General features: G+C 57.2%; 25 protein-coding genes. 10 read left to right on the forward strand and 15 right to left on the reverse strand.

Going from position 1 to position 25,972, the window contains the following annotated elements:
• Position 1: 1 nt before the first annotated feature.
• Complete coding sequence (locus tag KGP25_RS22590; protein WP_223539643.1) at positions 2–859, reverse strand: triphosphoribosyl-dephospho-CoA synthase; 858 nt, start codon at positions 857–859, stop codon at positions 2–4.
• Entirely contained in the window at positions 859–2,514 is a 1,656-nt protein-coding gene (gene mdcA, locus KGP25_RS22595; protein ID WP_021242210.1) for a malonate decarboxylase subunit alpha, read from the reverse strand. Before mdcA ends, KGP25_RS22590 begins: the two co-directional genes overlap by 1 nt.
• A 228-nt stretch (positions 2,515–2,742) precedes the next feature.
• On the opposite strand from mdcA, the gene KGP25_RS22600 reads away from it, so the two are divergent.
• Genes KGP25_RS22600 through KGP25_RS22610 form a run of 3 tightly spaced genes read left to right on the forward strand, consistent with a single transcriptional unit; the run spans position 2,743 to position 4,880 of the window.
• The gene (locus tag KGP25_RS22600) at positions 2,743–3,765 is read left to right on the forward strand and encodes a hydrolase (protein WP_045909321.1); all 1,023 of its coding nucleotides are present in this window, start codon (positions 2,743–2,745) and stop codon (positions 3,763–3,765) included.
• Positions 3,762–3,980: a YheU family protein gene (locus KGP25_RS22605; protein ID WP_008503016.1), complete on the forward strand. Its 219-nt coding sequence runs from the start codon at positions 3,762–3,764 to the stop codon at positions 3,978–3,980. The genes KGP25_RS22600 and KGP25_RS22605 overlap by 4 nt, the downstream gene beginning before the upstream one ends.
• Before the next feature lie 30 nt (positions 3,981–4,010).
• Complete coding sequence (locus KGP25_RS22610; protein WP_008503017.1) at positions 4,011–4,880, forward strand: phosphoribulokinase; 870 nt, start codon at positions 4,011–4,013, stop codon at positions 4,878–4,880.
• A gap of 95 nt (positions 4,881–4,975) precedes the next feature.
• Here the strand turns inward: KGP25_RS22610 and KGP25_RS22615 are convergent, their stop codons facing one another.
• A complete protein-coding gene (locus KGP25_RS22615; protein ID WP_014885509.1) occupies positions 4,976–5,380 on the reverse strand; it encodes an OsmC family protein in 405 nt (134 codons plus the stop codon).
• Positions 5,381–5,691: 311 nt separating this feature from the next.
• On the opposite strand from KGP25_RS22615, the gene crp reads away from it, so the two are divergent.
• Positions 5,692–6,324, forward strand: coding sequence for a cAMP-activated global transcriptional regulator CRP (gene crp, locus KGP25_RS22620; RefSeq protein WP_000242758.1), 633 nt, complete (start codon positions 5,692–5,694; stop codon positions 6,322–6,324).
• A 57-nt stretch (positions 6,325–6,381) separates the two neighbouring features.
• Positions 6,382–8,469 (forward strand): YccS/YhfK family putative transporter, encoded by a 2,088-nt coding sequence (locus KGP25_RS22625; protein ID WP_223540600.1) that lies wholly within the window; start codon positions 6,382–6,384, stop codon positions 8,467–8,469.
• Here KGP25_RS22625 and KGP25_RS22630 read toward each other — a convergent pair.
• From KGP25_RS22630 to ppiA, 4 genes are all read right to left on the reverse strand, one after another.
• On the reverse strand, positions 8,466–9,689 hold the full coding sequence (locus tag KGP25_RS22630; protein ID WP_175430186.1) for an aspartate aminotransferase family protein: 1,224 nt from the start codon (positions 9,687–9,689) through the stop codon (positions 8,466–8,468). The genes KGP25_RS22625 and KGP25_RS22630 overlap by 4 nt on opposite strands.
• 86 nt (positions 9,690–9,775) lie before the next feature.
• Positions 9,776–10,339 carry an aminodeoxychorismate synthase component 2 gene (pabA, locus tag KGP25_RS22635; RefSeq protein WP_069720577.1) on the reverse strand — a complete coding sequence of 188 codons (564 nt, stop codon included), beginning with the start codon at positions 10,337–10,339 and terminating at the stop codon, positions 9,776–9,778.
• Between the two features lie 30 nt (positions 10,340–10,369).
• The gene (locus KGP25_RS22640; RefSeq protein WP_048027677.1) at positions 10,370–10,954 is read right to left on the reverse strand and encodes a putative adenosine monophosphate-protein transferase Fic; all 585 of its coding nucleotides are present in this window, start codon (positions 10,952–10,954) and stop codon (positions 10,370–10,372) included.
• 106 nt (positions 10,955–11,060) lie between these two features.
• On the reverse strand, positions 11,061–11,633 hold the full coding sequence (gene ppiA / locus KGP25_RS22645; RefSeq protein WP_014885514.1) for a peptidylprolyl isomerase A: 573 nt from the start codon (positions 11,631–11,633) through the stop codon (positions 11,061–11,063).
• Between the two features lie 278 nt (positions 11,634–11,911).
• Between ppiA and tsgA the strand changes: the two genes are divergently transcribed.
• Positions 11,912–13,096: an MFS transporter TsgA gene (tsgA, locus tag KGP25_RS22650; protein ID WP_021242206.1), complete on the forward strand. Its 1,185-nt coding sequence runs from the start codon at positions 11,912–11,914 to the stop codon at positions 13,094–13,096.
• Positions 13,097–13,114: 18 nt separating this feature from the next.
• On the opposite strand, the gene KGP25_RS22655 is transcribed toward tsgA, so the two are convergent.
• Entirely contained in the window at positions 13,115–14,416 is a 1,302-nt protein-coding gene (locus KGP25_RS22655; RefSeq protein ID WP_223539644.1) for a cytosine deaminase, read from the reverse strand.
• A 239-nt stretch (positions 14,417–14,655) separates the two neighbouring features.
• Between KGP25_RS22655 and nirB the strand changes: the two genes are divergently transcribed.
• The 4 genes from nirB (at position 14,656) to KGP25_RS22675 (ending at position 19,338) form a co-directional block, all read left to right on the forward strand.
• The gene (gene nirB, locus KGP25_RS22660) at positions 14,656–17,199 is read left to right on the forward strand and encodes a nitrite reductase large subunit NirB (protein WP_069720576.1); all 2,544 of its coding nucleotides are present in this window, start codon (positions 14,656–14,658) and stop codon (positions 17,197–17,199) included.
• The gene (gene nirD / locus KGP25_RS22665; RefSeq protein WP_045909328.1) at positions 17,196–17,522 is read left to right on the forward strand and encodes a nitrite reductase small subunit NirD; all 327 of its coding nucleotides are present in this window, start codon (positions 17,196–17,198) and stop codon (positions 17,520–17,522) included. The genes nirB and nirD overlap by 4 nt, the downstream gene beginning before the upstream one ends.
• Positions 17,523–17,656: 134 nt before the next feature.
• The gene (gene cysG / locus KGP25_RS22670; protein ID WP_008503028.1) at positions 17,657–19,030 is read left to right on the forward strand and encodes a siroheme synthase CysG; all 1,374 of its coding nucleotides are present in this window, start codon (positions 17,657–17,659) and stop codon (positions 19,028–19,030) included.
• Positions 19,031–19,167: 137 nt separating this feature from the next.
• Positions 19,168–19,338, forward strand: coding sequence for a YhfL family protein (locus tag KGP25_RS22675; RefSeq protein WP_008503029.1), 171 nt, complete (start codon positions 19,168–19,170; stop codon positions 19,336–19,338).
• Between the two features lie 144 nt (positions 19,339–19,482).
• Here KGP25_RS22675 and trpS read toward each other — a convergent pair whose 3' ends face one another.
• The 7 genes from trpS to aroK all read right to left on the reverse strand — a co-directional run bounded on the left by trpS (position 19,483) and on the right by aroK (position 25,894).
• Positions 19,483–20,487 carry a tryptophan--tRNA ligase gene (gene trpS / locus KGP25_RS22680; RefSeq protein WP_045333928.1) on the reverse strand — a complete coding sequence of 335 codons (1,005 nt, stop codon included), beginning with the start codon at positions 20,485–20,487 and terminating at the stop codon, positions 19,483–19,485.
• Complete coding sequence (gene gph / locus KGP25_RS22685; RefSeq protein ID WP_167214943.1) at positions 20,480–21,241, reverse strand: phosphoglycolate phosphatase; 762 nt, start codon at positions 21,239–21,241, stop codon at positions 20,480–20,482. The genes trpS and gph overlap by 8 nt, the downstream gene beginning before the upstream one ends.
• Positions 21,234–21,911, reverse strand: a complete 678-nt coding sequence (gene rpe, locus KGP25_RS22690) for a ribulose-phosphate 3-epimerase (protein WP_008503032.1) — start codon at positions 21,909–21,911, stop codon at positions 21,234–21,236. Before rpe ends, gph begins: the two co-directional genes overlap by 8 nt.
• A 41-nt stretch (positions 21,912–21,952) precedes the next feature.
• A complete protein-coding gene (dam, locus tag KGP25_RS22695) occupies positions 21,953–22,765 on the reverse strand; it encodes an adenine-specific DNA-methyltransferase (RefSeq protein WP_045909331.1) in 813 nt (270 codons plus the stop codon).
• 67 nt (positions 22,766–22,832) lie between these two features.
• Complete coding sequence (gene damX, locus KGP25_RS22700) at positions 22,833–24,134, reverse strand: cell division protein DamX (protein WP_223539645.1); 1,302 nt, start codon at positions 24,132–24,134, stop codon at positions 22,833–22,835.
• A 92-nt stretch (positions 24,135–24,226) separates the two neighbouring features.
• On the reverse strand, positions 24,227–25,315 hold the full coding sequence (aroB, locus tag KGP25_RS22705; RefSeq protein ID WP_223539646.1) for a 3-dehydroquinate synthase: 1,089 nt from the start codon (positions 25,313–25,315) through the stop codon (positions 24,227–24,229).
• A 57-nt stretch (positions 25,316–25,372) separates the two neighbouring features.
• Positions 25,373–25,894, reverse strand: a complete 522-nt coding sequence (aroK, locus tag KGP25_RS22710; protein ID WP_003861630.1) for a shikimate kinase AroK — start codon at positions 25,892–25,894, stop codon at positions 25,373–25,375.
• Positions 25,895–25,972: the final 78 nt, after the last annotated feature.

The raw sequence follows: 25,972 nt of genomic DNA on the forward strand, positions 1-25,972 counted from the left end.
CTTAATGCTTTGAATTTGGCGTTTCGACGCGGTCGAGAAACAGCGTGGCGGCAAGCAGGTCGGCAGCGCCGCCCGGTGAGGCGTTGAGCGCCAGCATCTGACGGTCTAACCTCGCCAGCGCCTGCTGGCCCGCAGGCGTTGCGCTGCCACCGGCATTCAGCACCTCACGGGCGCCGTCCTGCATGGCATCAAGCCCTTCCATTCCGGCACGTGACAGCACGCAGGTGTCGGTGAGTGAGGTCATGATAGCCATCAGCGCGTCGAGCCTGGCGTGCGTTTCACTGCTGCCGTTGAGGCGGCTCAGGCGAAGCTGCGGCAGCGCGCGTTGCATAACGTGCGGGAACGCCTGCTGCGCTTCTTCACGCGCGCCCGGCACGCGGTAACGGTGCGTGGCGCGCAGGCCTTTACTGAACACCTTCGGCGCCGCGTCGTCCGGCAGTCTCGCCAGCTGTGCGGCGGTGCGGGCGACGTCTTGCGCCCTGGCATCACCGCCGAGCATCGCCACCGCGCTGACCAGCAGCCCCAGCGCCCAAATCGCGCCGCGATGGGTGTTTACGCCACCAGTTGCGGCCATCATCTGCTGCTCGCCTTCGCGACCGAGTCGCCCGACGGTTTGCCGAAGTGCGATATCTGCCGGGCGCTGCCAGCTTTGCAGCGCCAGCGCCTGAAACGTGGAGGTCAGGCTGTGCGCGGAGCGCTCCATCAGCGCAAGGGATAAATCGTGGTGCGCGCCGTTCCCCCGACTGTCCACCAGACCGGGTTTCGGGCTTAAACGTGCTTCGTCAATCAGACACTGCGTGGCGGTTCGCGCCAGCCATTCGGCACCGCCTTCAACCTGAATCTGGGGGAGAAGTTTCATTACCAGCTCCGGAATTTCGCAGGTGGGTTATAGAGACCGCCGGACCATTCCACGAGATCAGACACGCTACCTGCCGCCAGCAGAGAGCGGGTGGCATCAGTGCGGCGGATCCCCATATCTTCCGGATAGAGCACCTTGCCGCTCTGACGCAGCTCCGCCACGCGTTTGGCATCTACGCCCAGCCCGATGTCGGTGATCCCCGCGACGGCGGCGACCATGGCACGACGCTCTTCCAGATCTTTCGCCCGATAGAGGTAGGCAATCCCCTCTTCCGTCAGCACGTGGGTGACGTCATCGCCGTAGATCATCACCGGCGCCAGCGGCATACCGGAGGCTTTCGCCACGTCAACGGCATCGAGTTTTTCCACGAAGGTCGGCTTCACACCCGCCTGGAAGGTTTCCACCATCTGCACGACCAGTTTTTTGCCGCGCTGCATTGGGTCAGGTTCGGTGATCATGTTCAGCCAGGCTGGCGTGGCGTGGCGACGACCGTGCGGGTCGTGCCCCATGTTTGGCGCACCGCCGAAGCCGGACAGACGACCACGGGTCACGGTTGAGGAGTTGGCGTAGCCGTCAACCTGCAGGGTTGAGCCGATAAACATATCCACCGCGTACTGACCTGCCAGCTGGCAGAACGCGCGGTTGGAGCGCATGGAGCCGTCGGCACCGGTAAAGAAGACGTCCGGACGCGCGCGGATGTACTCTTCCATCCCCAGCTCGCCGCCGAAGCAGTGCACGCTTTCGACCCAGCCGCTTTCAATAGCCGGGATCAGCGTCGGATGCGGATTCAGCGTCCAGTGTTTACAGATTTTGCCTTTAAGGCCGAGCTGTTCACCGTAGGTAGGCAGCAGCAGCTCGATCGCCGCGGTGTTAAAGCCGATCCCGTGGTTCAGGGACTGCACCTGGTGTTCCGCATAAATACCCTTGATGGCCATCATCGCCATCAGGATGTGTTCCTGTTTAATCAGGCGCGGGTCGCGGGTAAACAGCGGTTCGATAAAGAACGGCTTATCGGCCACCACCACGAAGTCAATCCACGAGCCCGGAATGTCCACGCGCGGCAGGTCACACTCGTCATCCACCAGCTCGTTCACCTGCGCGATGACGATGCCGTCGTGGAACGCGGCGGCTTCCACCAGCGCCGGGGTATCTTCGGTGCTCGCCCCGGTATAGAGGTTGCCTTTGCGGTCAGCTTTAAAGCCGGCAATCAGCGCCACGTTGGGCGACAGGTCGACGTAGAGACGGGAGTAGAGTTCGATATAGGTGTGAATCGCGCCGATTTCGAGCTGACCATCCTCCAGCAGTTGGGAGATGCGCAGGCTCTGCGTCCCGGAGAAGGAGAAATCCAGCTTGCGAGCGATGCCTTTCTCAAAGATATCCAGATGTTCGCTACGGCCAACACTCGGCATGATCATATGCAGGTCGTGGACGATCTGCGGGTTCACTTCGGCCAGCGAGCGGGAAAGGAAATCGGCCTGCTTCTGGTTGTTACCTTCCAGCACGACCTTGTCGCCTGGCGCGATCAGTTTTTCCAGCATGGCGACGAGATCGCCGGTTGGCAGTACCTTTCCCTGCACCGGTACGGAGGCCAGACGACGCGCTTTTTCGCTGCGTCGCGTGTTCCATTGCCGGGTGGGTGTTTGCCCAGATAACATTATTAACCTCCTGATTCAGCTAATCATTTTGATTTGCTTAACGTTGAGTAAAGTGTGCGCTCTGGTGAGAAAGGCATCAATTAAGCGTAGAGCTGAATCATTAGCCTGAGAGTAATAATCAAGGTAAATATTTGTGATCGGGATCAGTTCATGTTTCGGAAAACCAGGCTAAACGGGGTACAATTCGGAAAGTATCGTTAATTTCCGACAAGAATCAGCATCGCGCTTATGACCCAAATCATTCCATCAGGCTTCGAGATTGCAGCCGAAGACAGCACTGAGTTCGTGCCTATGCGCGGCGTCGCCAATCGCCATTTGCAGACCATGCTGCCGCGGCTGATCCGCCGCAAGGTGCAATTCACCCCACACTGGCAGCGGCTAGACCTGCCAGACGGTGACTTTCTGGATCTCGCCTGGAGCGAAGCGCCTGATCAGGCTCGCCATAAGCCGCGGCTGGTGGTTTTTCACGGTCTGGAAGGCAGCCTGCACAGCCCGTATGCGCACGGGTTAATTGAGGCGGCCAAAGCGCGCGGCTGGCTCGGCGTGGTGATGCATTTTCGCGGCTGCAGCGGCGAACCGAATCGTCAGAAACGCATCTATCACTCGGGTGAAACCGAAGACGGCACGTGGTTTTTACACTGGCTGCGGGACAACTTCGGCACCGTACCCACCGCGGCCGTAGGCTACTCGCTGGGCGGCAATATGCTGGCCTGCCTGCTGGCTAAAGAGGGGGAAAGCGTCCCGCTGGATGCCGCCGTCATCGTCTCCGCCCCGTTCATGCTGGAGCAGTGCAGCTACCACATGGATAAAGGCTTTTCCCGCGTCTATCAGCGCTACCTGCTCAACCTGCTGAAGGCCAACGCGGCGCGTAAGCTGAAGGCCTACCCGGACACCCTCCCGGTCAGCCTGCGCCAGCTGAAAAAGGTACGCCGCATTCGCGAATTCGACGATCTGATCACCGCGAAAATTCACGGCTTCGCCGATGCGATTGACTATTATCGTCAGTGCAGCGCCATGCCGTTGCTCAGCAAGATCACGCAACCGACGCTGATCATTCATGCCAAAGATGACCCATTTATGGATCATCACTCGATTCCCGCTCAGGAATTCCTGCCCGACAACGTTCACTATCAGTTGACCGAGCACGGCGGCCACGTCGGGTTTATCGGCGGCACGCTGCGCCGCCCGAAAATGTGGCTTGAGACGCGTATTCCTGACTGGCTAACCCCTTATCTGGACGGTGCAACATGATTATTCCCTGGCAGGATCTGGCTCCCGAAACGCTCGATAATCTGATTGAAAGCTTTGTATTACGCGAAGGCACCGATTATGGTGAACAGGAACGCTCGCTTGAGCAAAAGGTCAACGATGTAAAGCGCCAGCTGAAAAGCGGCGACGTGGTGCTGGTGTGGTCAGAGCTGCATGAGACGGTCAATATCATGCCCCGCAACGCGTTTCACGGCTGATCTTCCACCCTTTTCAGTCAGGGAGTTGCTATGTCTGCCAGACATCCGGTTATTGCCGTTACGGGGTCAAGTGGTGCGGGAACCACCACCACCAGCCTCGCATTTCGCAAGATTTTCGCCCAGCTGAATCTCCGTGCGGCGGAGGTCGAAGGCGACAGCTTTCACCGCTACACGCGTCCGGAGATGGACATGGCCATCCGTAAGGCGCGCGATCTGGGAAAACACATCAGCTACTTCGGTCCGGAAGCCAATGACTTCGGCCTGCTGGAACAAACCTTTATTGAGTACGGTCAGAGCGGCAAAGGGCAGTCCCGCAAGTATCTGCATACCTATGATGAAGCCGTTCCCTGGAATCAGGTGCCGGGCACCTTTACCCCCTGGCAGCCCCTGCCGGAACCCACCGACGTGCTGTTTTACGAAGGATTACACGGCGGCGTGGTCACGCCGCAGCACGACGTGGCGCGCCACGTGGATCTGCTGGTTGGCGTGGTGCCTATCGTTAACCTGGAGTGGATCCAGAAGCTGACGCGTGACATGAGCGAGCGCGGCCATTCGCGAGAGGCGGTGATGGACTCGGTAGTGCGCTCCATGGAAGATTACATCAACTTCCTGACGCCGCAGTTCTCCCGCACCCATATCAACTTCCAGCGCGTGCCGACGGTGGATACCTCCAACCCGTTCGCGGCCAAAAGTATCCCATCCCTGGATGAGAGCTTTGTGGTGATCCATTTCCGCAATCTCGAAGGCATTGATTACCCCTGGCTGCTGGCGATGCTGCAGGGCTCGTTTATTTCTCACATGAATACATTGGTCGTACCGGGCGGAAAAATGGGGCTGGCGATGGAGCTCATCATGACGCCGCTGGTGGAGCGGTTGATGGAAGGAAAGCAGATTGCGTGACGTCTGTTGCCGGATGGCGCTTCGCTTATCCGGCCTACGTTCGTGCAGTTGTAGCTTTTGTAGGGCGGGTTAGCGAAGCGCCACCCGCCAAAAGATTAAGCCTCGATCACTTCATACGAATGGGTGATTTTTACCGCTTTCTCCAGCATTAACGCCACAGAGCAGTACTTCTCGGCAGACAGGTCCACCGCACGTGAAACCGCCGCGTCTTTCAGCGCTTTACCGGTGACCACAAAGTGCAGATTAATGTGGGTGAACAGGCGTGGCGCCTCTTCGCGACGTTCTGACGTGAGTTTCACCTCACAATCCGTCACGTCATGACGACCTTTTTGCAGAATCGACACCACGTCAATGGCGCTGCATCCCCCTGCCGCCATCAGCACCATTTCCATTGGGCTGGGCGCTTTATCGCCGGAGTTACCGTCCATTAAAATCTGGTGCCCTGACGCGGATTCGCCCAGGAACGTTAAACCTTCAACCCACTTCACGCGCGCTTGCATATTCTTAAACTCCAACGTTGCATTTTTGGTGACAGATTACGCGTGCGTTACATTTCTCGCAATGGAAGGCGACCTGCATCATGCTGAAGCGAGACACCAGGAGACACGCGGCGAAAGCTATGCTAAAACACTCAGGATGCTACAGTAATACATTGACGTTACACATGTATGCAGAGGACATCAAACTTTACTGGCTGCGAAACGTTACGGTAGCCGACTTCCCAGGGTATGGGTAAGAATTCGATTGCAACCCCAGAGTCCGGATGCATCTGATGACTCTGGTGACAGCTTATAACAGAGGATAACAGCGCATGGTGCTTGGCAAACCGCAAACAGACCCGACTCTCGAATGGTTCTTGTCTCATTGCCACATTCATAAGTACCCATCGAAGAGCACGCTGATTCACCAGGGTGAAAAAGCGGAAACGTTGTATTACATCGTTAAAGGCTCGGTGGCAGTGCTGATCAAAGATGAAGAAGGGAAAGAGATGATCCTTTCTTATCTGAACCAGGGCGATTTCATCGGTGAACTGGGCCTGTTTGAAGAGGGCCAGGAACGTAGCGCCTGGGTTCGTGCAAAGACAGCATGTGAAGTGGCTGAAATTTCTTACAAGAAGTTCCGTCAGCTGATTCAGGTTAACCCTGACATCCTGATGCGTCTCTCTTCCCAGATGGCGCGCCGCCTGCAGGTCACCTCAGAGAAAGTGGGCAACCTCGCCTTCCTGGACGTGACGGGCCGCATCGCACAAACTCTGCTGAACCTGGCGAAACAGCCGGACGCCATGACCCACCCGGACGGCATGCAAATTAAAATTACCCGTCAGGAAATTGGTCAGATCGTTGGTTGCTCCCGTGAAACAGTGGGCCGTATCCTGAAAATGCTGGAAGATCAAAACCTGATTTCCGCCCACGGTAAAACCATCGTGGTCTACGGAACGCGTTAATTCCGCTCAAACGGCGTGCCATCGCAAGGTGTCACGCCGTTTTTGTCTCTACTCCCCATGTGGCGCAGGCTGATCTATCACCCGGAAGTTAACTACGCACTGCGACAAACGCTGGTGTTGTGTCTTCCCGTGGCCATCGGCCTGATCCTCGGACATCTTCAGCAAGGCCTGCTGTTTTCCCTCGTGCCCGCCTGCTGCAACATCGCCGGTCTGGACACGCCGCATAAGCGCTTTTTCAAACGCCTGATTATTGGTGGCTGCCTGTTTGCCGGCTGTAGCCTCGCCGTACAGCTGTTACTGGCTCGTGATATCCCGCTGCCGCTGATCCTGACCGTGCTGGCGATGACGCTCGGCGTCACGGCGGAAATCAGTTCGCTGCACGCTCGCCTGCTTCCCGCGTCGCTGATTGCGGCCATCTTCACGCTGAGCCTCGCCGGGAATATGCCGGTGTGGGAGCCGCTGCTGATCTACGCCCTGGGGACACTGTGGTACGGGCTGTTCAACTGGTTCTGGTTCTGGCTGTGGCGGGAACAGCCGCTGCGCGAATCCCTGAGCCTGCTCTATGTGCAGCTAGCGGAGTACTGCGAAGCCAAATACCCCCTGCTGACCCAGCATACCGATCCGGAAAAAGCCTTACCGCCGCTGCTGACGCGCCAGCAGAAGGTGGTGGATCTGATAAGCCAGTGCTATCAGCAGCTGCATATGCTCGCCGCCAACAAGAACCACGAGTACAAACGGCTGCTGCGCACCTTCCAGGTCGGGCTGGATCTGCAGGAGCATATCTCCGTGAGCCTGCACCATCCGCAGGAGGTGCAAAAGCTGGTCGAGCGCAGCCACGCCGAAGCGGTGATCCGCTGGAACGCGCAGACCGTTTCGGCACGTCTGCGGGTGCTGGCAGACGATATTCTTTACCACCGCTACCCCACGCGATTTAACATGGAAAAACAGCTCGGCGCGCTGGAGAAAATCGCCCGTCAGCATCCGGATAACCCGGTCGGCCAGTTTGCCGCCTGGCACTTCAACCGCATCGCCCGCGTGCTGCGCACCCAGCGCCCGCTCTATCCGCGCGACCTGATGGCGGATAAACAAAAACGGCTGCCGTTATTACCCGCGCTCAGGAGCTATCTGTCGCTTAAATCGTCCGCCCTGCGCAACGCCGCACGAATTAGCGTGATGCTCAGTACCGCCAGCCTGATGGGCATGGCGCTGCATCTGCCGAAACCTTACTGGATCTTAATGACCGTGCTGTTTGTCACCCAGAACGGCTACGGCGCCACGCGGGTGCGTATTCTGCATCGGGCGGGCGGCACCATGGCCGGGCTGATCATTGCGGGCGTGACGCTGCACTTCCACGTGCCGGAAGGCTACACCCTGGCAGGGATGCTGGCGATCACGCTGGTGAGTTACCTGATTATCCGCAAAAACTACGGCTGGGCGATGGTGGGCTTCACGGTGACGGCGGTATACACCCTGCAGCTACTCACGCTCAATGGCGAACAGTTTATTGTCGCCAGGCTGATCGATACCCTGATCGGCTGCCTGATTGCCTTCGGCGGTATGGTCTGGCTCTGGCCGCAGTGGCAAAGCGGACTGCTCAGGCAGAACGCCCACGACGCGCTGGAAGCCGACCAGCAGGCCATTCGCCTGATCCTGAGCGACGACCCGCAGCCCTCCCCGCTGGCGTATCAGCGCATGAAGGTTAACCAGGCGCACAACGCCCTGTTTAACTCGCTCAACCAGGCGATGCAGGAGCCGGGCTTTAACTCACACTATCTGGCCGATATGAAGCTCTGGGTGACGCACAGCCAGTTTATCGTCGAGCACATTAACGCTATGACCACGCTGGCGCGCGAGCACACGATGCTCACGCCGGATCTGGCGCAGCGCTATTTGCAGTCGTGTGAAATTGCGTTGCAGCGGTGTCAGCAGCGTCTGGAGTATGACTCGCCGGGTGAGTCGGGGGATTCAAATATTCTGGAAGCGCCGGAAACGCTGACCCACGGCCCAATGAGCACCCTGGAACAGCATTTACAGCGCGTGCTGGGGCATCTGAACACCATGCACACCATTTCGTCGGTGGCATGGCGTCAGCGTCCGCATCATGGGGTTTGGTTAACGCGCGTGTTGAAACGAACGCCGTACTAATTCTGCTGGACGATCTTCGCAACCGCCGCGGCAAAGCGGGTTAATCCGTCTTCAATATCCTTATCTTCCACCACCAGCGACGGCGCAAAGCGCATGACGTCAGGCCCGGCGTTGAGCACCATCACCCCTTCGCGAGCGGCGGCGTGCAGGAAATCACGCGCGCGGCCCTTGTACTGCGGCTTCAGCTCAGCGCCAATCAGCAGCCCCATCCCACGGATCTCGCTGAACACGTCGTACTGCTCATCAATCTTTTTCAGGTGTTTCACAAACAGCTCGCGCTTCGCGCTAACGCCGTTCAACACCTCTGGTGTGTTGATGATGTCGAACGCGGCACCCGCCACGGCGCTCGCCAGCGGGTTACCGCCGTAGGTTGAGCCGTGAGAACCGACGTGGAACGCGGAGGCGATCTCCTGCGTCGTCAGGACCGCACTTACCGGGAATCCACCGCCGAGCGCTTTCGCGCTGGTCAGAATATCCGGCGTCACGCCGTAGTGCATATAGGCAAACAGGTCCCCGGTACGTCCCATTCCGCACTGCACTTCATCAAAGACCAGCAGCGCCTGATGTTCGTCGCACAGCGCGCGCAGCCCTTTCAGGAACTCCGGGGTTGCCGCGGTCACGCCGCCTTCCCCCTGAATAGGTTCCACCACCACCGCGCAGGTGTGATCGTCCATCACCGCTTTTACCGCGTGCAGATCGTTAAACGGCACGTGGACGATGTCGGCCGGTTTCGGGCCAAACCCGTCGGAATACTTCGGCTGGCCGCCAACGGAGACGGTAAAGAAGGAGCGCCCGTGGAAAGCGTTATGGAAGGCGATGATTTTGGTTTTATACGGGCTGTGGCGCGTAGTCGCGTAGTAGCGCGCCAGCTTAAAGGCGGTTTCGTTGGCTTCGGTGCCGGAGTTCATAAACAGCACGCGCTCGGCAAACGTGGCATCAATGATCTTGCGGCCCAGGCGCAGCGCCGGTTCGTTGGTGAACACGTTGCTGGTGTGCCACAGGGTTTCGCCCTGGGTTTTCAGCGCCTCCACCAGCGCGGGATGGCAATGACCCAGCGCCGTGACCGCAATTCCGCCCGCGAAATCCACATACTCTTTACCCTGCTGATCCCAGACGCGGCTGCCTTTCCCCTTCACAGGGATAAACTCAGCCGGTGCATAAATCGGCAGGATCACTTCATCAAATGTTGCGCGGGTAATTGCTGGTTGTTCAGTTGCCATGTCATGCCCATCCATTTTATGTCACATTGATTGTGAAAATATAATCACAAAATATGCATAAAAAATCACAACAAGGCAACAGATATTCAGCGATGGAGGAAATTTGCCAGCAGCGCGTGCCCCTGCTCGCTGAGGATACTTTCCGGATGGAACTGCACGCCTTCGAGATCCCATTCGCGATGGCGAATCCCCATGATCTCCTGCGTATCGCTCCAGGCGGTCACCTCAAAGCCGTCAGGCAGCGTCGGCGGGTCAATCACCAGCGAGTGGTAGCGCGTCACGGTTAACGGATTATTGAGCCCCGTGAACACCCCGGTGCCCGCGTGCGTAACCGGCGAGGTTTTACCGTGCATCACTTTGGCGGCCCGCACGATGGTAGCACCAAACGCCTGGGCAATCGCCTGATGACCCAGGCAGACGCCCAGGAGCGGCAGCCTGCCGGCATAGTGCTGGATAACCTCCAGCGAAATACCCGATTCCGACGGGGTGCAGGGGCCGGGTGAAATCACGATTTTCTGCGGAGCCAGCGTCTCGATATCGGCGAGCTCGATCTCGTCGTTGCGACGAACAACCACCTCTGCACCCAGTTCGCAAAAATACTGGTAAAGGTTCCAGGTGAAGGAATCGTAGTTATCAATCAGCAGAATCATGGCGGCTCCCGAAAAAAATGCCGCCCTATTCTACTCAGATTCCCGCGCTTCGCTCACTACTTTGGCAAAGATAGCGTTTAGCGCGGTTAAATCCCCCGTTGCGCCGCTGCGGTTAGCGGTCACCCACTGCTCAGGATCGATATCGCGCCAGTCCAGCGCGTAACCCGCGTGAAGCGCCAGTTGCTCGAAGAACACCCGTTGGGCAATGCCATTGCCGCGCATAAACGGGTGCAGCATGTTGATTTCGCAGTAATAGTGGCTAACCCGGTCAACAAACGCCGCTTTCTCAAGACCCACAAGATACTTTTCGCTTTCCAGCGCCGCCATCAGTTCATTCCCCATCTTCTCGATGTATTCGAAATGGCAGAAGGGAATATCCCCCTTGAAAATATCGTCGGTACGGAACTCCCCTGCCCGCTTCATCTCTCTGCGGTAGAGATGGCGGTGAATAAGGCACAGATGGGGTAACCCGGGCGCGGAAGGCCCAAGCTCCAGGGTCTCAATGTCGGGCTCCGATGGACCATTACCTTTCTCAAGGAGACAACTGGCCTGAAAGTTGACGCTACGCTGCTGCTCCCAGAGACGGGATTTTTGCTTGTCGGTGAGTTTTTTCACTTAACGCCTCCCTGAATAGTCCGTTTGCCACAAGTATAAGCAGCAAAACGCGCTTTCGCAGGGAGGGCGACATCACGCGGGCAGGAGAAGCCCGCGTTCAGAAGAATTACGGCAGAACTTTTGCGGAGAGGATCACGACAGGTTTTGACGGCACATTCTGGTACGGACCGACGTCGTGAGTAGGCACCTGAGAAATCTTGTCGGCGACGTCCATCCCTTTCACAATTTTACCGAAAACGGCATAGCCGAAGTCGCGCTGACCGTGGTCAAGGAAGGCGTTATCCGCCACGTTGAGGAAGAACTGGCTGGTCGCGCTGTCTTTGTCCGCGGTACGCGCCATAGAGATCGTGCCGCGCTTATTCAGCAGGCCGTTATCCGCTTCGTTTTTGATTGGCGGGTTCGGCTGTTTCTGCTGCATCTGCTCGTTGAAGCCGCCGCCCTGAATCATGAAGCCCGGGATCACGCGGTGGAAGGTGGTGTTGTTGTAGAAGCCGCTGTTCACATAGTCGAGGAAGTTTTTCACAGAAACCGGAGCTTTCTGGCTATTCAGTTCCAGCTCAATATTCCCGGCGGAGGTGGTCAGCAGAACGTGAGGGTCCCCTTTTGCTGCCAGCGCAGCAGGGGAAACGGCAGAAAGAGCAAACACAGCTGCGACAGCCGCCAGTGTTGATTTGAGCATGAGAATTCCTTAACAAAGCGCAGTATAAAAAGCGAATGGCTTGATTCTAAAGAGCAGTATGAACGGAGACCAGCCTTTTACCTAATTTTACGAAATTGAAACAGTTGTAACCACGCAAACGATTGGTTTTATCGCCTTTTTATGTGATCGTGATCACATAAAAACCTGCAATGAACTTCTAATTTCTCTTAAAAGATATGAATAGATCACTTTAATGTCTAAAATCTGCCCGCTCTCAGCGCCCAATGGGCGCTTTTCTTTTTCTGAACAGGCCAGACATGACTAACAGCAATCGCATCAAGCTCACATGGATCAGCTTCTTCTCCTACGCCCTGACCGGCGCGTTGGTGATCGTCACCGGGATGGTGATGGGGAATATCGCAGACTACTTCCAGCTGCCCGTTTCCAGCATGAGTAACACCTTCACCTTCCTCAACGCGGGGATCCTGATCTCTATCTTCCTGAATGCCTGGCTGATGGAAATCGTGCCGCTGAAAACCCAGCTTCGCTTCGGCTTTGTGCTGATGGTCGCCGCCGTGGCGGGGCTGATGCTGAGCCACAGCATCGCCCTGTTCTCTGCCGCCATGTTCGTGCTCGGCCTGGTTAGCGGGATCACCATGTCGATCGGTACGTTCCTGATTACCCATATGTATGAAGGCCGCCAGCGCGGCGCGCGCCTGCTGTTTACCGACTCCTTCTTCAGCATGGCCGGCATGATCTTCCCGATGGTCGCGGCCGTTCTGCTGGCCCGCAGCATTGAATGGTACTGGGTCTATGCCTGCATTGGGCTGGTCTACGTGGCGATCTTTATTCTGACCTTCGGCTGCGAGTTCCCGGTACTGGGCAAGAAAGCGCAAACCACGGCAGAGCCTGTGGCGAAAGAGAAATGGGGTATCGGCGTGCTGTTCCTCTCCATCGCCGCCTTGTGCTACATCCTGGGCCAGCTGGGCTTTATCTCCTGGGTACCGGAATACGCCAAAGGTCTGGGCATGAGCCTGAACGATGCGGGTAAACTGGTGAGCGATTTCTGGATGTCTTACATGTTCGGCATGTGGGCGTTTAGCTTCATCCTGCGCTTCTTCGACCTGCAGCGCATTCTGACCGTGCTGGCAGGTCTGGCGACCGTGCTGATGTATCTGTTCATCAACGGTTCCCCGGAACATATGCCGTGGTTCATTCTGACCCTGGGCTTCTTCTCCAGCGCGATCTACACCTCGATCATCACCCTGGGCTCTCTGCAGACCAAAGTGGCCTCGCCGAAGCTGGTTAACTTCGTTCTGACCTGCGGCACCATCGGCACTATGCTGACCTTCGTGGTGACGGGCCCGATCGTTGCCCACAGCGGCCCGCTGGCCGCGCTGCACACCGCGAACGGTCTGTACGCCGTGGTGTTCATCATGTGCTTCATCCTGGGCTTTGTGACCCGCCACCGCCAGCACAACGCGGCAGCGGCATCGCACTAAACCCTGCGCCCCTTTGCATTATGCAGAGGGGCTGTTTCTGGCGAAACTGACCTCTTCTCCTCCGGTATCCATCTGGATCCAGGTCTGCGCCAGTTGCGTGGTGGCGATAATCCGCCCCTGACGAATCGACCAGCGCACCGGCACCTGACAGCGCACCGCTTCAAACCCGCTCTCCGCAGGCAAAATAATCAGGTTTGCCGGGTTTCCCGTTTCAATACCGTAATCGCTCAGGCCGAAGGTACGGGCGCTGTTATGGGTGATCAGATTCAGACCATTGTCGATTTGCGGATAGCCCATCATCTGGCAGACGTGTAGCCCCATATGCAGCACCTGCAGCATATTGCCGGTGCCGAGCGGGTACCACGGGTCGAAGACATCGTCGTGACCAAAGCAGACGTTAATGCCCGCCTCCTGCAGCTCTTTCACGCGGGTGATGCCGCGACGCTTCGGATAGTCATCAAAGCGCCCCTGCAGGTGGATGTTGACCAGCGGGTTAGCAACGAAGTTAATCCCCGACATCTTCAGCAGACGGAAGAGCCGCGAGGTGTAAGCGCCGTTGTAGGAGTGCATGGCGGTGGTGTGGCTGGCCGTCACGCGCGGGCCGATGCCAGCCTCATACGCCAGCGTGGCCACCGTCTCGACAAACCTCGACTGTTCGTCGTCAATTTCATCGCAGTGGATATCCAGCGGTCGGTCATACTGCTTCGCCAGTTCAAAAGCGATGTGCAGCGACTGGACGCCATATTCCCGGGTAAATTCGAAGTGCGGGATCGCCCCCACCACGTCGGCTCCCAGTTTTAACGCCTCTTCCAGCAGCGCCGCGCCGTTCGGGTAAGAGAGAATACCTTCCTGCGGAAACGCAACGATTTGCAGCGTTACCCACGGCGCCACCTCCTGCTTCACCTCCAGCATCGCCTTCAGGGCGGTGAGCGTCGGATCAGAGACATCCACATGGGTACGAACAAACTGGATGCCGTTGGCAATTTGCCACTTCAGCGTTTTCCAGGCGCGTGCTTTCACATCCTCATGGCTGAGCAGCGCCTTGCGCTCCGCCCAACGTTCAATGCCTTCGAACAGCGTGCCGGACTGGTTCCAGTTCGGCTCCCCCGCCGTCTGGGTGGTATCAAGATGAATATGCGGCTCGATGAACGGCGGGAGAGCGAGACCACCGCGCGCGTTCAGTACCTCATAACTTTCGGCGTGGGTATCGTCCATGGGGGTGATGTCACCAAATCGCCCGTTCTCGATGGCAAGTTGCCACAGCCCATCCCGACCCGGTAAACGCACATTCTGAACAAGCCATAACGGTGATGTAGACATACCTTTCCCCTCATAAACGCAGCTGATATTCAGGCGTATCGATTTTTGCAAAACCGCCCCTGAGTTGTACACAAATTCAACGAACACGAAAAGCCTGCGATTTCCGCCACTTATAAAAATCCTGACAAATCAGTCATATACCACCTAAGGAGTAGGCGAAGACGTATTTGATTTGCATCAATAAGCGCCCCTGCTGAATCGTTAAGGTAGGCAATAATAGAAAAGAAATCGAGGCAATAATGAGCAAAGTCAGACTCGCTATCATCGGTAACGGTATGGTCGGCCACCGCTTTATTGAGGATCTTCTCGATAAGGCCGATGCTGAGCAGTTCGATATTACCGTGTTCTGTGAAGAACCCCGCAAGGCATACGATCGTGTGCACTTGTCTTCCTACTTCTCCCATCATACCGCCGAAGAGCTCTCTCTGGTGCGCGAAGGTTTCTACGAGAAGCATGGCGTAAAAGTGCTGGTGGGCGAACGCGCTATCACCATCAACCGTCAGGAAAAAGTGATCCACTCCAGTGCTGGCCGTACGGTTTTTTACGACAAGCTGATCATGGCGACAGGCTCGTACCCGTGGATCCCGCCGATTAAAGGCTCGGAAACGCAGGATTGCTTCGTTTACCGTACCATTGAAGATCTCAACGCCATCGAATCCTGTGCGCGTCGAAGCAAACGCGGCGCGGTTGTCGGCGGCGGCCTGCTGGGTCTGGAAGCGGCAGGCGCGCTGAAAAACCTCGGCGTGGAAACCCACGTCATCGAATTTGCCCCGATGCTGATGGCCGAACAGCTCGACCACATGGGTGGTGACCAGCTGCGTCGTAAAATCGAAAGCATGGGCGTGAAGGTTCACACCAGCAAGAACACCAAAGAGATCGTTCAGGAAGGGACTGAAGCGCGCAAAACCATGCGCTTTGCCGACGGCAGCGAGCTGGAGGTGGACTTCATCGTCTTCTCCACCGGTATTCGTCCGCGCGACAAGCTGGCGACGCAGTGCGGTCTGGCCGTCGCGCAGCGCGGCGGGATCATGATTAACGACACCTGCCAGACCTCCGATCCGGATATCTACGCCATCGGCGAATGCGCCAGCTGGAACAACCGCGTATACGGCCTGGTGGCGCCGGGCTACAAAATGGCGCAGGTCGCCGTGGATCATATCCTCGGCAGCGAAAACGCCTTCACCGGCGCAGACATGAGCGCCAAGCTGAAGCTGCTGGGCGTGGATGTAGGCGGTATTGGCGATGCGCACGGCCGCACCCCGAATTCCCGCAGCTACGTCTATCTGGACGAAAGCAAAGAGGTCTACAAAAGACTCATCGTCAGCCAGGACAACAAAACCCTGCTCGGCGCGGTGCTGGTGGGCGACACCAGCGACTTCGGTAACCTGCTCCAGCTGGTGCTCAACGCCATCGAGCTGCCGGAAAACCCGGATGCGCTGATCCTCCCGGCGCACGCCTCCAGCGGCAAGCCGTCCATCGGCGTGGATAAACTGCCGGACAGCGCGCAGATTTGCTCCTGCTTCGACGTGACCAAAGGCATGCTGATCTCCGCGATCAACAAAGGGTGCCACACCGTTGCGGCGCTGAAAGCGGAAACCAAAGCCGGTACTGGCTGCGGCGGCTGTATTCCGCTGGTCACTCAGGTGCTGAACGCCGAACTGGCGAAACAGGGCATCGAAGTGAACAACAACCTGTGCGAGCACTTCGCGTATTCTCGCCAGGAACTGTACCACCTGATCCGCGTGGAAGGCATTAAGTCCTTCGACGAACTGCTGGCGAAGCACGGCCAGGGCTACGGCTGTGAAGTGTGTAAACCGACCGTCGGCTCCCTGCTGGCCTCCTGCTGGAACGAGTACGTGCTCAAGCCCGAGCATACGCCGCTGCAGGACACCAACGACAACTTCCTGGCCAACATCCAGAAAGACGGCACCTACTCCGTGATTCCACGCTCGGCCGGTGGTGAAATCACGCCGGAAGGGCTGGTCGCGGTGGGCCGTATCGCACGTGAATTTAACCTCTACACCAAAATTACCGGCTCCCAGCGTATCGGCCTGTTTGGCGCGCAGAAGGACGACCTGCCGGAAATCTGGCGTCAGCTGATTGAAGCGGGCTTCGAAACCGGCCACGCGTACGCTAAAGCGCTGCGCATGGCGAAAACCTGCGTGGGCAGCACCTGGTGCCGCTACGGCGTCGGCGACAGCGTGGGCTTCGGCGTTGAGCTGGAAAACCGCTACAAAGGCATCCGTACCCCGCACAAAATGAAGTTCGGCGTCTCCGGCTGTACCCGCGAATGTGCGGAAGCGCAGGGTAAAGACGTGGGTATTATTGCCACCGAGAAAGGCTGGAACCTGTATGTGTGCGGCAACGGCGGGATGAAACCGCGCCATGCGGACCTGCTGGCGGCGGATCTCGATCGTGACACGCTGATTCAGTATCTCGACCGCTTCATGATGTTCTACATCCGTACCGCCGATAAGCTGACCCGTACCGCCTCCTGGCTCGATAACCTCGAGGGCGGCATCGACTACCTGAAATCGGTCATCATCGACGACAAGCTGGGCCTGAACGAACATCTGGAAGCGGAGATGGCGCGCCTGCGCGAGGCGGTGATCTGCGAGTGGACGGAAACCGTCAACACCCCGGCGGCGCAGACGCGCTTCAAACACTTTATCAACAGCACCCAGCGCGACCCGAACGTACAGGTTGTGCCGGAGCGCGAACAGCATCGTCCGGCGACGCCGTATGAACGTATTCCGGTCAAGCTGGTGGAGGAAAACGCATGAGCCAGTGGGTAAACATCTGCAATATTAATGACATTCTCCCCGCCACCGGCGTCTGTGCGCTGCTGGGCAGCGAGCAGGTGGCGATTTTCCGCCCTCGCCACGATGAACAGGTTTTTGCCATCAGCAATATCGACCCGTTCTTTGAGGCCAGCGTGCTCTCCCGCGGCCTGATTGCCGAGCACCAGGGTGAACTGTGGGTCGCCAGCCCGTTGAAAAAGCAGCGTTTCCGCTTAACCGACGGACTCTGCATGGAAGATGAAAGCTTCTCGGTCAAACACTACGACGTCCGCGTGAAGGACGGCGAGGTGCAGCTGAAAGCGTAACCCCTCGCCTTTTCAACAGGAAAGGCTTATGACCCCTTATGGGTAACGGCAGGAAAAACCGTATGTTCGGTACGATTCCTGCTGTTATCCTGACGTCAATTCTTCCCCCGCCATGAATGCTGTGAGGTAACGTCGTGGATCACCTGCCGATTTTTTGTCAATTACGCAACCGCGACTGCCTGCTCGTGGGCGGCGGCGACGTGGCCGAGCGCAAAGCGCGCCTGCTGTTAGAGGCTGGCGCCCGCCTGACCGTGAATGCCCTGTCCTTCGCCCCCCAGTTTGAGGTTTGGGCCCAGGAAGGGATGCTCACGCTGGAACAGGGCGCGTTTAATGAATCCCTGCTGGATACCTGCTGGCTGACCATTGCCGCGACGGATGACGATGAAGTGAACCAGCGCGTGAGCGACGCCTGCGAAGCACGCCGTATCTTCTGCAACGTGGTGGATGCGCCGAAAGAGGCCAGCTTTATCATGCCGTCGATTATCGACCGCTCGCCGCTGATGATTGCGGTCTCGTCCGGGGGACGTTCGCCGGTTCTCGCGCGTCTGCTGCGGGAAAAACTGGAAGCCCTGTTGCCCCAGCATCTTGGCCAGATTGCGCATTATGCCGGGCAGCTGCGTTCACGCGTGAAGCAAACCTTCGCGACCGTGGGCGAGCGCCGTCGCTTCTGGGAAAAATTCTTTGTGAACGACAGGCTGGCGCAGTCGCTGGCGAATCAGGACACCAAAGCCGTTGAAGAGACGACCGAACAGCTGCTGAGCGAACCGCTGGACCATCGCGGCGAAGTGGTGCTGGTGGGCGCAGGCCCCGGTGATGCGGGCTTGCTGACGCTGAAAGGGCTACAGCAGATCCAGCAGGCCGATATCGTGGTGTACGACCGTCTGGTGTCCGATGACATCATGAATCTGGTCCGTCGCGATGCCGACCGCGTCTTCGTGGGCAAACGGGCGGGCTACCACTGCGTGCCGCAGGAGGAGATCAACCAGATCCTGCTGCGCGAGGCGCAGAAAGGTAAACGCGTAGTGCGCCTTAAGGGCGGCGATCCGTTTATTTTTGGGCGCGGCGGCGAGGAGCTGGAAACTCTGTGTGACGCGGGCATTCCGTTCTCTGTCGTGCCCGGCATTACGGCGGCATCCGGCTGTTCAGCATACTCTGGCATTCCGCTGACCCATCGCGACTACGCTCAGAGCGTGCGTCTGGTGACGGGCCACCTGAAGACCGGCAGCGAGCTGGACTGGCATAACCTGGCCGCCGAAAAGCAGACGCTGGTGTTCTACATGGGGCTCAATCAGGCCGCCACGATTCAGGCGAAGCTGCTGGAGCACGGTATGAATGCGGATATGCCCGTCGCGCTGGTCGAAAACGGCACCGCCATTACGCAGCGCGTGGTGGATGGCGTGCTGACGCAGTTAGGCGAGCTGGCGCAGCAGGTTGAAAGCCCGGCGCTGATCGTGGTAGGTCGCGTGGTTGAACTGCGCGACAGGCTGAACTGGTTCTCGAATCACTAACGCATATTCTCCCTTCCTGGAGTAGTCCTTAAGCGGACTACTCCCCTCTTACGCCTACCGATAACATACCGCCCGCATAGTGGAACTTTTCCATTTATTCCCTCGTATTACATCCATTTTTTAGACAAGGAATGCATATGTTCAAACTGGCAAAAGCCGCCGTTCTGGTTGGCCTGTTATCGACGCTGACGGCCTGCACCGGTCACGTACAGAACACCAAAAATAATTGCAGCTACGATTATCTGCTGCACCCGGCGATCTCCATTTCGAAAATCATCGGTGGTTGCGGCCCGGCAGCGCAGCAGTAAGTGTTTTACAGGCGTAAAAAAACCGGGATGTCCCGGTTTTTTAGTTTTGGAGAGTGTGTTTTTTGTCGGGTGGCGGCTTTGCCTTACCCGACCTACACGATCCTGTAGGCCGGGTAAGCGTTAGCGCCACCCGGCAAAGCAGGCTTAAGGTTTACCCACAAACCCAATCGCTTCATACACCGCTTTCAGGGTTTCGGACGCGCGCGCGCTGGCTTTTTCCGCGCCCTCTTTCATCACTTTCTGCAGGAAAGCTTCGTCGTTACGGTAGCGGTGATAACGCTCCTGCAGCTCGGTCAGCATGCCGGAAACGGCATCTGCCACTTCGCCTTTCAGGTGGCCGTACATCTTGCCTTCGAAGTGTTTTTCCAGCTCAGGGATGCTCTGACCGGTGACGCCGGAGAGGATATCCAGCAGGTTTGAGACGCCCGCTTTGTTCTGCACGTCGTAGCGCACTACAGGCGGCTCGTCGGAATCGGTCACCGCGCGCTTGAGTTTTTTCACCACCGATTTCGGATCTTCCAGCAGGCCGATAACGTTGTTACGGTTATCGTCAGACTTGGACATCTTCTTGGTCGGCTCCAGCAGCGACATCACGCGCGCGCCGGACTTCGGAATGAAAGGCTCAGGCACTTTAAACACATCGCCGTAGATCGCGTTAAAGCGCTGGGCGATATCGCGGCTCAGCTCCAGGTGCTGCTTCTGGTCTTCACCCACCGGGACCTGGTTAGTCTGGTACAGCAGAATGTCTGCCGCCATCAGCACCGGATAGTCAAACAGACCGGCGTTGATGTTTTCTGAGTAGCGCGCGGATTTATCCTTGAACTGCGTCATGCGGCTCAGCTCGCCGAAATAGGTGTAGCAGTTCAGCGCCCAGCCCAGCTGCGCGTGCTCCGGCACGTGAGACTGAACGAAGATAGTGCTCTTCTCTGGATCAATACCGCAGGCCAGATACAGCGCCAGGGTGTCCAGCGTGGCTTTGCGCAGCTTCTCAGGATCCTGACGCGCGGTAATCGCATGGAGATCGACGATGCAATAAATGCAATGGTAGTCATCCTGCATGCTGACCCACTGACGTAACGCACCCATGTAGTTACCAATGGTCAATTCACCTGAAGGCTGTGCGCCACTAAAAACGATGGGCTTAGTCATTATTCAATTCCTGATGTTCACTGTGCGAAAGCCCGAGTGCGGGCAACAAATCTTTGAAGTGGTCGAAAACGACGTCCGGCTCACTCAGCGTGATGGCTTCACCGTAGTTGTAGCCATAGGTTAACCCCACGGAAGGACACCCGGCCGCGCGGGCAGCCAGAATATCATTGCGGGAATCGCCGACAAAGAGCAGCTCCGCAGGCGTTAAGGATAATTTTCCTGCCACCAGCAGCAGCGGTTCCGGATGAGGCTTTTTGTTTTGCACATCGTCGCCGCCCACAATCACGGAGAAATACTTCGCGATATCGAGCGCGTCGAGCAGCGGTGCGACAAACGGCGTGGGTTTGTTGGTCACCAGACCCAGCGGGATGCCCTTCGCGTGCAGCGCACTCAGCGTTTCCTGAACGTCCGGGAACAGGAAGCTGCCCTCCTCGACGGTCTCTTCATAGAAACGATCGAACAGTTTGCGCAGAATACGCAGCTGCTCTTCCTGCGGGATGTCCGCGTGATCGACGCTCGGTTTCCCCTGGGCGGAACGCTGTGACGCACGCTCCTGACGCGCCCACGTCAACGCGCGCTCCATCAGAACATCGGCGCCGTTACCAATCCACGTGACGACACGCTCTTCACCCGCAACGGGGAGTTCAAGTGCATACAGCGCCTGGTCAACGGCGCTCGTTAAGCCCGGCGCGCTGTCAACCAGCGTGCCGTCGAGGTCGAATGCCACACCCCGAATAGCCTGTAATTTATCCATGACTTACCTTCGCCAGCTCGCGGCGCATTTCATCGATGACTTTTTTGTAATCCGGTTGGTCGAAAATGGCTGAACCGGCAACGAACATATCCGCGCCTGCCGCCGCAATTTCACCAATGTTATTCACTTTCACGCCGCCGTCCACTTCCAGACGAATATCGTAGCCTGACTCGTCAATACGACGGCGGACTTCACGCAGCTTATCCAGCGTGTGAGGGATGAATGACTGGCCGCCAAAGCCGGGGTTGACGGACATCAGCAGGATCACGTCCAGCTTGTCCATGACATAGTCGAGATAACTCAGCGGCGTGGCCGGGTTAAACACCAGCCCCGCTTTACAGCCGTTCTCTTTGATCAGCTGCAGCGTGCGATCCACATGTTCAGAGGCTTCCGGATGGAAGGTGATGATGCTGGCACCCGCCGCGGCGAAGTCAGGCACGATGCGATCAACCGGTTTCACCATCAGGTGAACGTCGATCGGGGCGGTAATGCCATAGTTACGCAGCGCCTTGAGCACCATCGGACCGATGGTCAGGTTTGGAACGTAGTGGTTATCCATCACGTCGAAATGGACGACATCCGCGCCAGCCGCCAGTGCGTTGGCAGTGTCTTCACCCAGGCGGGCAAAATCGGCCGACAGAATTGAGGGAGCAATCAAAAACTGTTTCATCCGCTTCTCCTTGAAATGTGTTTACCGGCGGGCAAAACGGCTCAGGGGCGATAAAGAGCCAGGAGTTCGTCCACCTTTTTACGTGTGCCGCCGTTGCTGCTAATGCTACGCCGCACCTTAACCTGAAAATGCTTCGCGGCTTTGTACCATTCGCGCGTATCAGGCGTGTCGTGATTCGAAATTAACACCGGAATTCTTTTGCTGACCAGCTTTTCCGCCATCTCCGCCAGGCGCGCCTGCTCGGCAGGGCTGAAGCTGTTAGTGTGATAGGCGGTGAAGTTCGCCGTCGCAGACAGCGGCGCGTATGGCGGGTCACAGTACACCACCGAATTGACGCCAGCCAGCTCCATACACTCTTCATAGGAGAGGCAATGGAACTCCGCGTTCTGTGCTTTTTCGGCAAAGTGATACAGCTCGTCCTGTGGGAAATACGGGCGCTTATAGCGGCCAAAAGGCACGTTAAATTCCCCACGAAGATTATACCGGCACAGGCCGTTGTAACCATGCCGGTTGAGATAGAGGAACAGCAGGGCTCTGCGGAACGGATCCTGGCTCTGGTTAAACTCCGCGCGGAACTGGTAGTAAACGTCCGGGTTATTGTTCTCGGGCGTAAACAGTTTGCGCGCCTCGGCGACATACTCATCGGTACGCAGCTTAACGATGTTATAGAGGCTGATAAGGTCGCTGTTGATATCCGCCAGGATATAACGAGAAAAATCGGTGTTGAGGAACACCGATCCCGCACCCACGAAAGGTTCGATAAGGCACTCGCCTTTAGGCAGGTGCTTTTTAATATCATCGAGCAGGGGGTATTTCCCCCCTGCCCATTTCAGAAAAGCGCGATTTTTTTTCATGCTGACTAACTGATTACACCTTCTCCGGCTGTGGAGAAAGCTCCGACAGCATCCTGCGCTTTAAACATTACTTCAGATCGGCCTGAACCTGATGAATCGGCTTCGCCCATGGGTTCTTCGCCTGAACGTCAGCTGGCAGCGCCGCTACGGCACGTTTTGCTTCATCTTTGGACGAATAAACACCGCTCACCAGCACATACCACGGCTGACCGTTACGGGTCGTCTGATAAACAACGTAGTTTTTCAGATTTGATTTCTTCGCCCAACTGTTGAGGTTGTCATAGTTGGACGAACTGCTCAGCTGCAGCGTGTAGTTGCTGGATGGCGCAGACTTCAGCGATCCAACGTTGCCTGCCGTTTTACCTGCCGCGCTGCTGGAGGCTGTTGCCGTCGCTGCTGGCGCCGCTGTGGCAGCCGGTGCCGTGGTGGTCGCCGTGGCTTTCGGCGCAGTCTGCGTGACGGGCGCTTTAGCAGGCTCGCTCACCGCAGCCGTTTCAGTGTGTTTCGGCTGCGCCGGAACAGCTTTCACTTCAGGCGCCTTCACCACTGCCTGAGGTTTGGTTTCACGCTTAGGATCAATCACCGCCTGCTTACGTTCAGGACGTGTCGCAGTCTGCGTCTGGCGCGGTTTGGTTTCCGTCGCAGCCGTTTGCGGCTGAGCGTTACCACCGCGAACCGGGGCAACGGTTGCAGGTTCAGTTGGCAGCGTAGAGTTAACCACGACGTTATCAACCTGCTGCTGGTTCTGCGGCTGCGTCAGCGCATTGTTCAGGTCTCCCTGAACTTCCACACGCTGCTGACCTTCAGGCGCAGCAGGTGCCTGACCCTGAGCAGGGGTTGAAGAAACAGGCGGCAGAGAAACATCCTGCGGCGCTGTGGTGTTCCCTGCGGTCTGCTCAGCAGAAGTGGCACCCGGCGCTGGCTGTGCACCATTCGCCTGGTCAGACGCATCGTTACCGGAAAGGTTGATGCTCTTCTCAGCGGAAGCCGTTTGCTCGGTTGTGTTCGTTGACGGTGCTTTAAGCGCGGAGCCAATGCCGACAATCAGCAGCACAAGCACCAGAATGCCAAGGCCCATCATAATATACTGGCGGGAAGCCGGTTTTGGCGCAGCGGCTTTTTTACGTTTACGCGGGCGACGCTCTACAGGCTGTTCGTCCATTGAATCTTCTTCGGACTCATAATCCTCTTCTGCTCGCTCTTCGTGCGCGTTGCGGCTGCGCGAAGGACGACGATCGTCTGCATCCAGATCAACATCGTCAAAGTTGATCTGCGGCTCGTTATCACGTTCTGAAGATTGACGAGAACGACCAGTACGACGATCGCTGGGATCGGGTTTCAGCTCGTCTTCTGGTTTGAATTCATCCATTTAACACCCCACTCAAAGGCTTATGCCAACGACTTTGCATTTCACCTGAAGCTAAACGACCACCTGCGACAGTGGCCTGACCTTTCTAGTTGTTACGCCTGCTGAAAGTCAGCGATAGCGCCAAGAACGACATCGTGCGGCACTCCGCCGCGTACTTCACTCTTCCCTATTGCAAGCGGGAGTACAAGACGCATCTCACCTGCCAATACTTTTTTATCGCGCATCATGTGGGGTAAATACGCTTGCGCCGACATCTCCTGCGGCCCGGTCACCGGCAAACCAGCACGCTCAAGCAGCGCAATGATACGTGCCGTCTCTTCCGGTTTGAACTGTCCGAGACGTTCAGAGGTGCGGGCAGCCATCACCATGCCGGCCGCGACGGCTTCACCGTGCAGCCAGTTGCCGTAGCCCATTTCGGCTTCAATCGCGTGACCAAACGTATGCCCAAGATTCAGTAAAGCACGTAAGCCCGTTTCACGCTCGTCTGCGGCAACAACTTCTGCTTTCAGCTCACAGCAACGACGAATGCAGTATGCCAGTTTTGCCTCATCGAGGCCCAGCAACGCATCCATATTCTCTTCAAGCCAGCTAAAGAACTCGCCGTCCAGAATAATGCCGTATTTGATCACTTCCGCCAGACCCGAAGCCAGTTCGCGCTTCGGCAGCGTTTTCAGACAGTCGAGATCCACCACCACCGATGCGGGCTGGTAGAACGCGCCAATCATGTTTTTACCGAGCGGATGGTTCACTGCCGTTTTGCCACCGACAGAGGAGTCGACCTGGGACAGCAACGTGGTTGGAATTTGAATAAAACGGACGCCACGCTGATAGCTTGCGGCCGCAAAGCCGGTCAGATCGCCCACAACACCGCCGCCCAGGGCAAGCAGTGTTGTATCGCGACCATGCGGTTTTTGCAGCAATGCGGTAAAGACGGTATCCAGTACCGTCAGGCTTTTATACTGCTCGCCATCGGGGAGAATCACACTGTCGACTTTTACGCCCGCCTGCTCAAGCAGGTGGCGCACACGGTCGAGATAAAGCGGAGCCAGCGTCTCATTGGTGACCAGCATCGCCTGATCACCCGCTTTCAGTGGTAAAAAGGAAGCTGGGTCGTTAAACAAACCAGCCGCGATGGTGATAGGGTAACTACGTTCCCCGAGAGTAACTGTAATCCTCTCCATGACGCGACATCCACCTTTAATGCTTTTACCCGCAGGCGAGTGTATATAAAGCCAGAATCAGTTGCTTTCCAGCATATGAATAATCTGGTTTGCAACCACTTTAGCGCTCTGGTCGTCAGTACGAATGGTCACATCAGCAATCTCTTCATACAGCGGATTGCGTTCATCGGCCAACGCTTCCAGAACTTCGCGTGGTGGCGTTTCAACCTGCAGCAGCGGGCGCTTTTTATCGCGCTGCGTACGTGCCAGCTGTTTCTCAATGGTCGTCTCAAGATAGACCACTACGCCACGGGCGGAGAGACGGTTGCGGGTTTCGCGAGATTTCACAGAGCCGCCGCCTGTTGCCAGAACGATGCCCTGTTTTTCCGTGAGTTCGTTGATCACTTTTTCTTCTCGGTCACGGAAACCTTCTTCGCCTTCTACGTCGAAAACCCAGCCCACATCAGCTCCGGTTCGTTTCTCAATCTCTTGATCAGAATCGTAAAATTCCATATTGAGTTGTTGAGCTAACTGACGCCCAATAGTGCTTTTGCCGGCACCCATAGGCCCAACCAGAAAGATATTGCGTTTCTCTGCCATTTTATCGGTACTACTAAGACTATTCGTTAATGGTAATCCCCGCTTCGCAGACACCCGGCGTAGCAGGACATGAACTGA

Source organism: Enterobacter sp. JBIWA003 (genome assembly GCF_019968825.1).
In the GTDB taxonomy this organism is placed as follows: Bacteria; Pseudomonadota; Gammaproteobacteria; order Enterobacterales; family Enterobacteriaceae; genus Enterobacter; species Enterobacter quasiroggenkampii.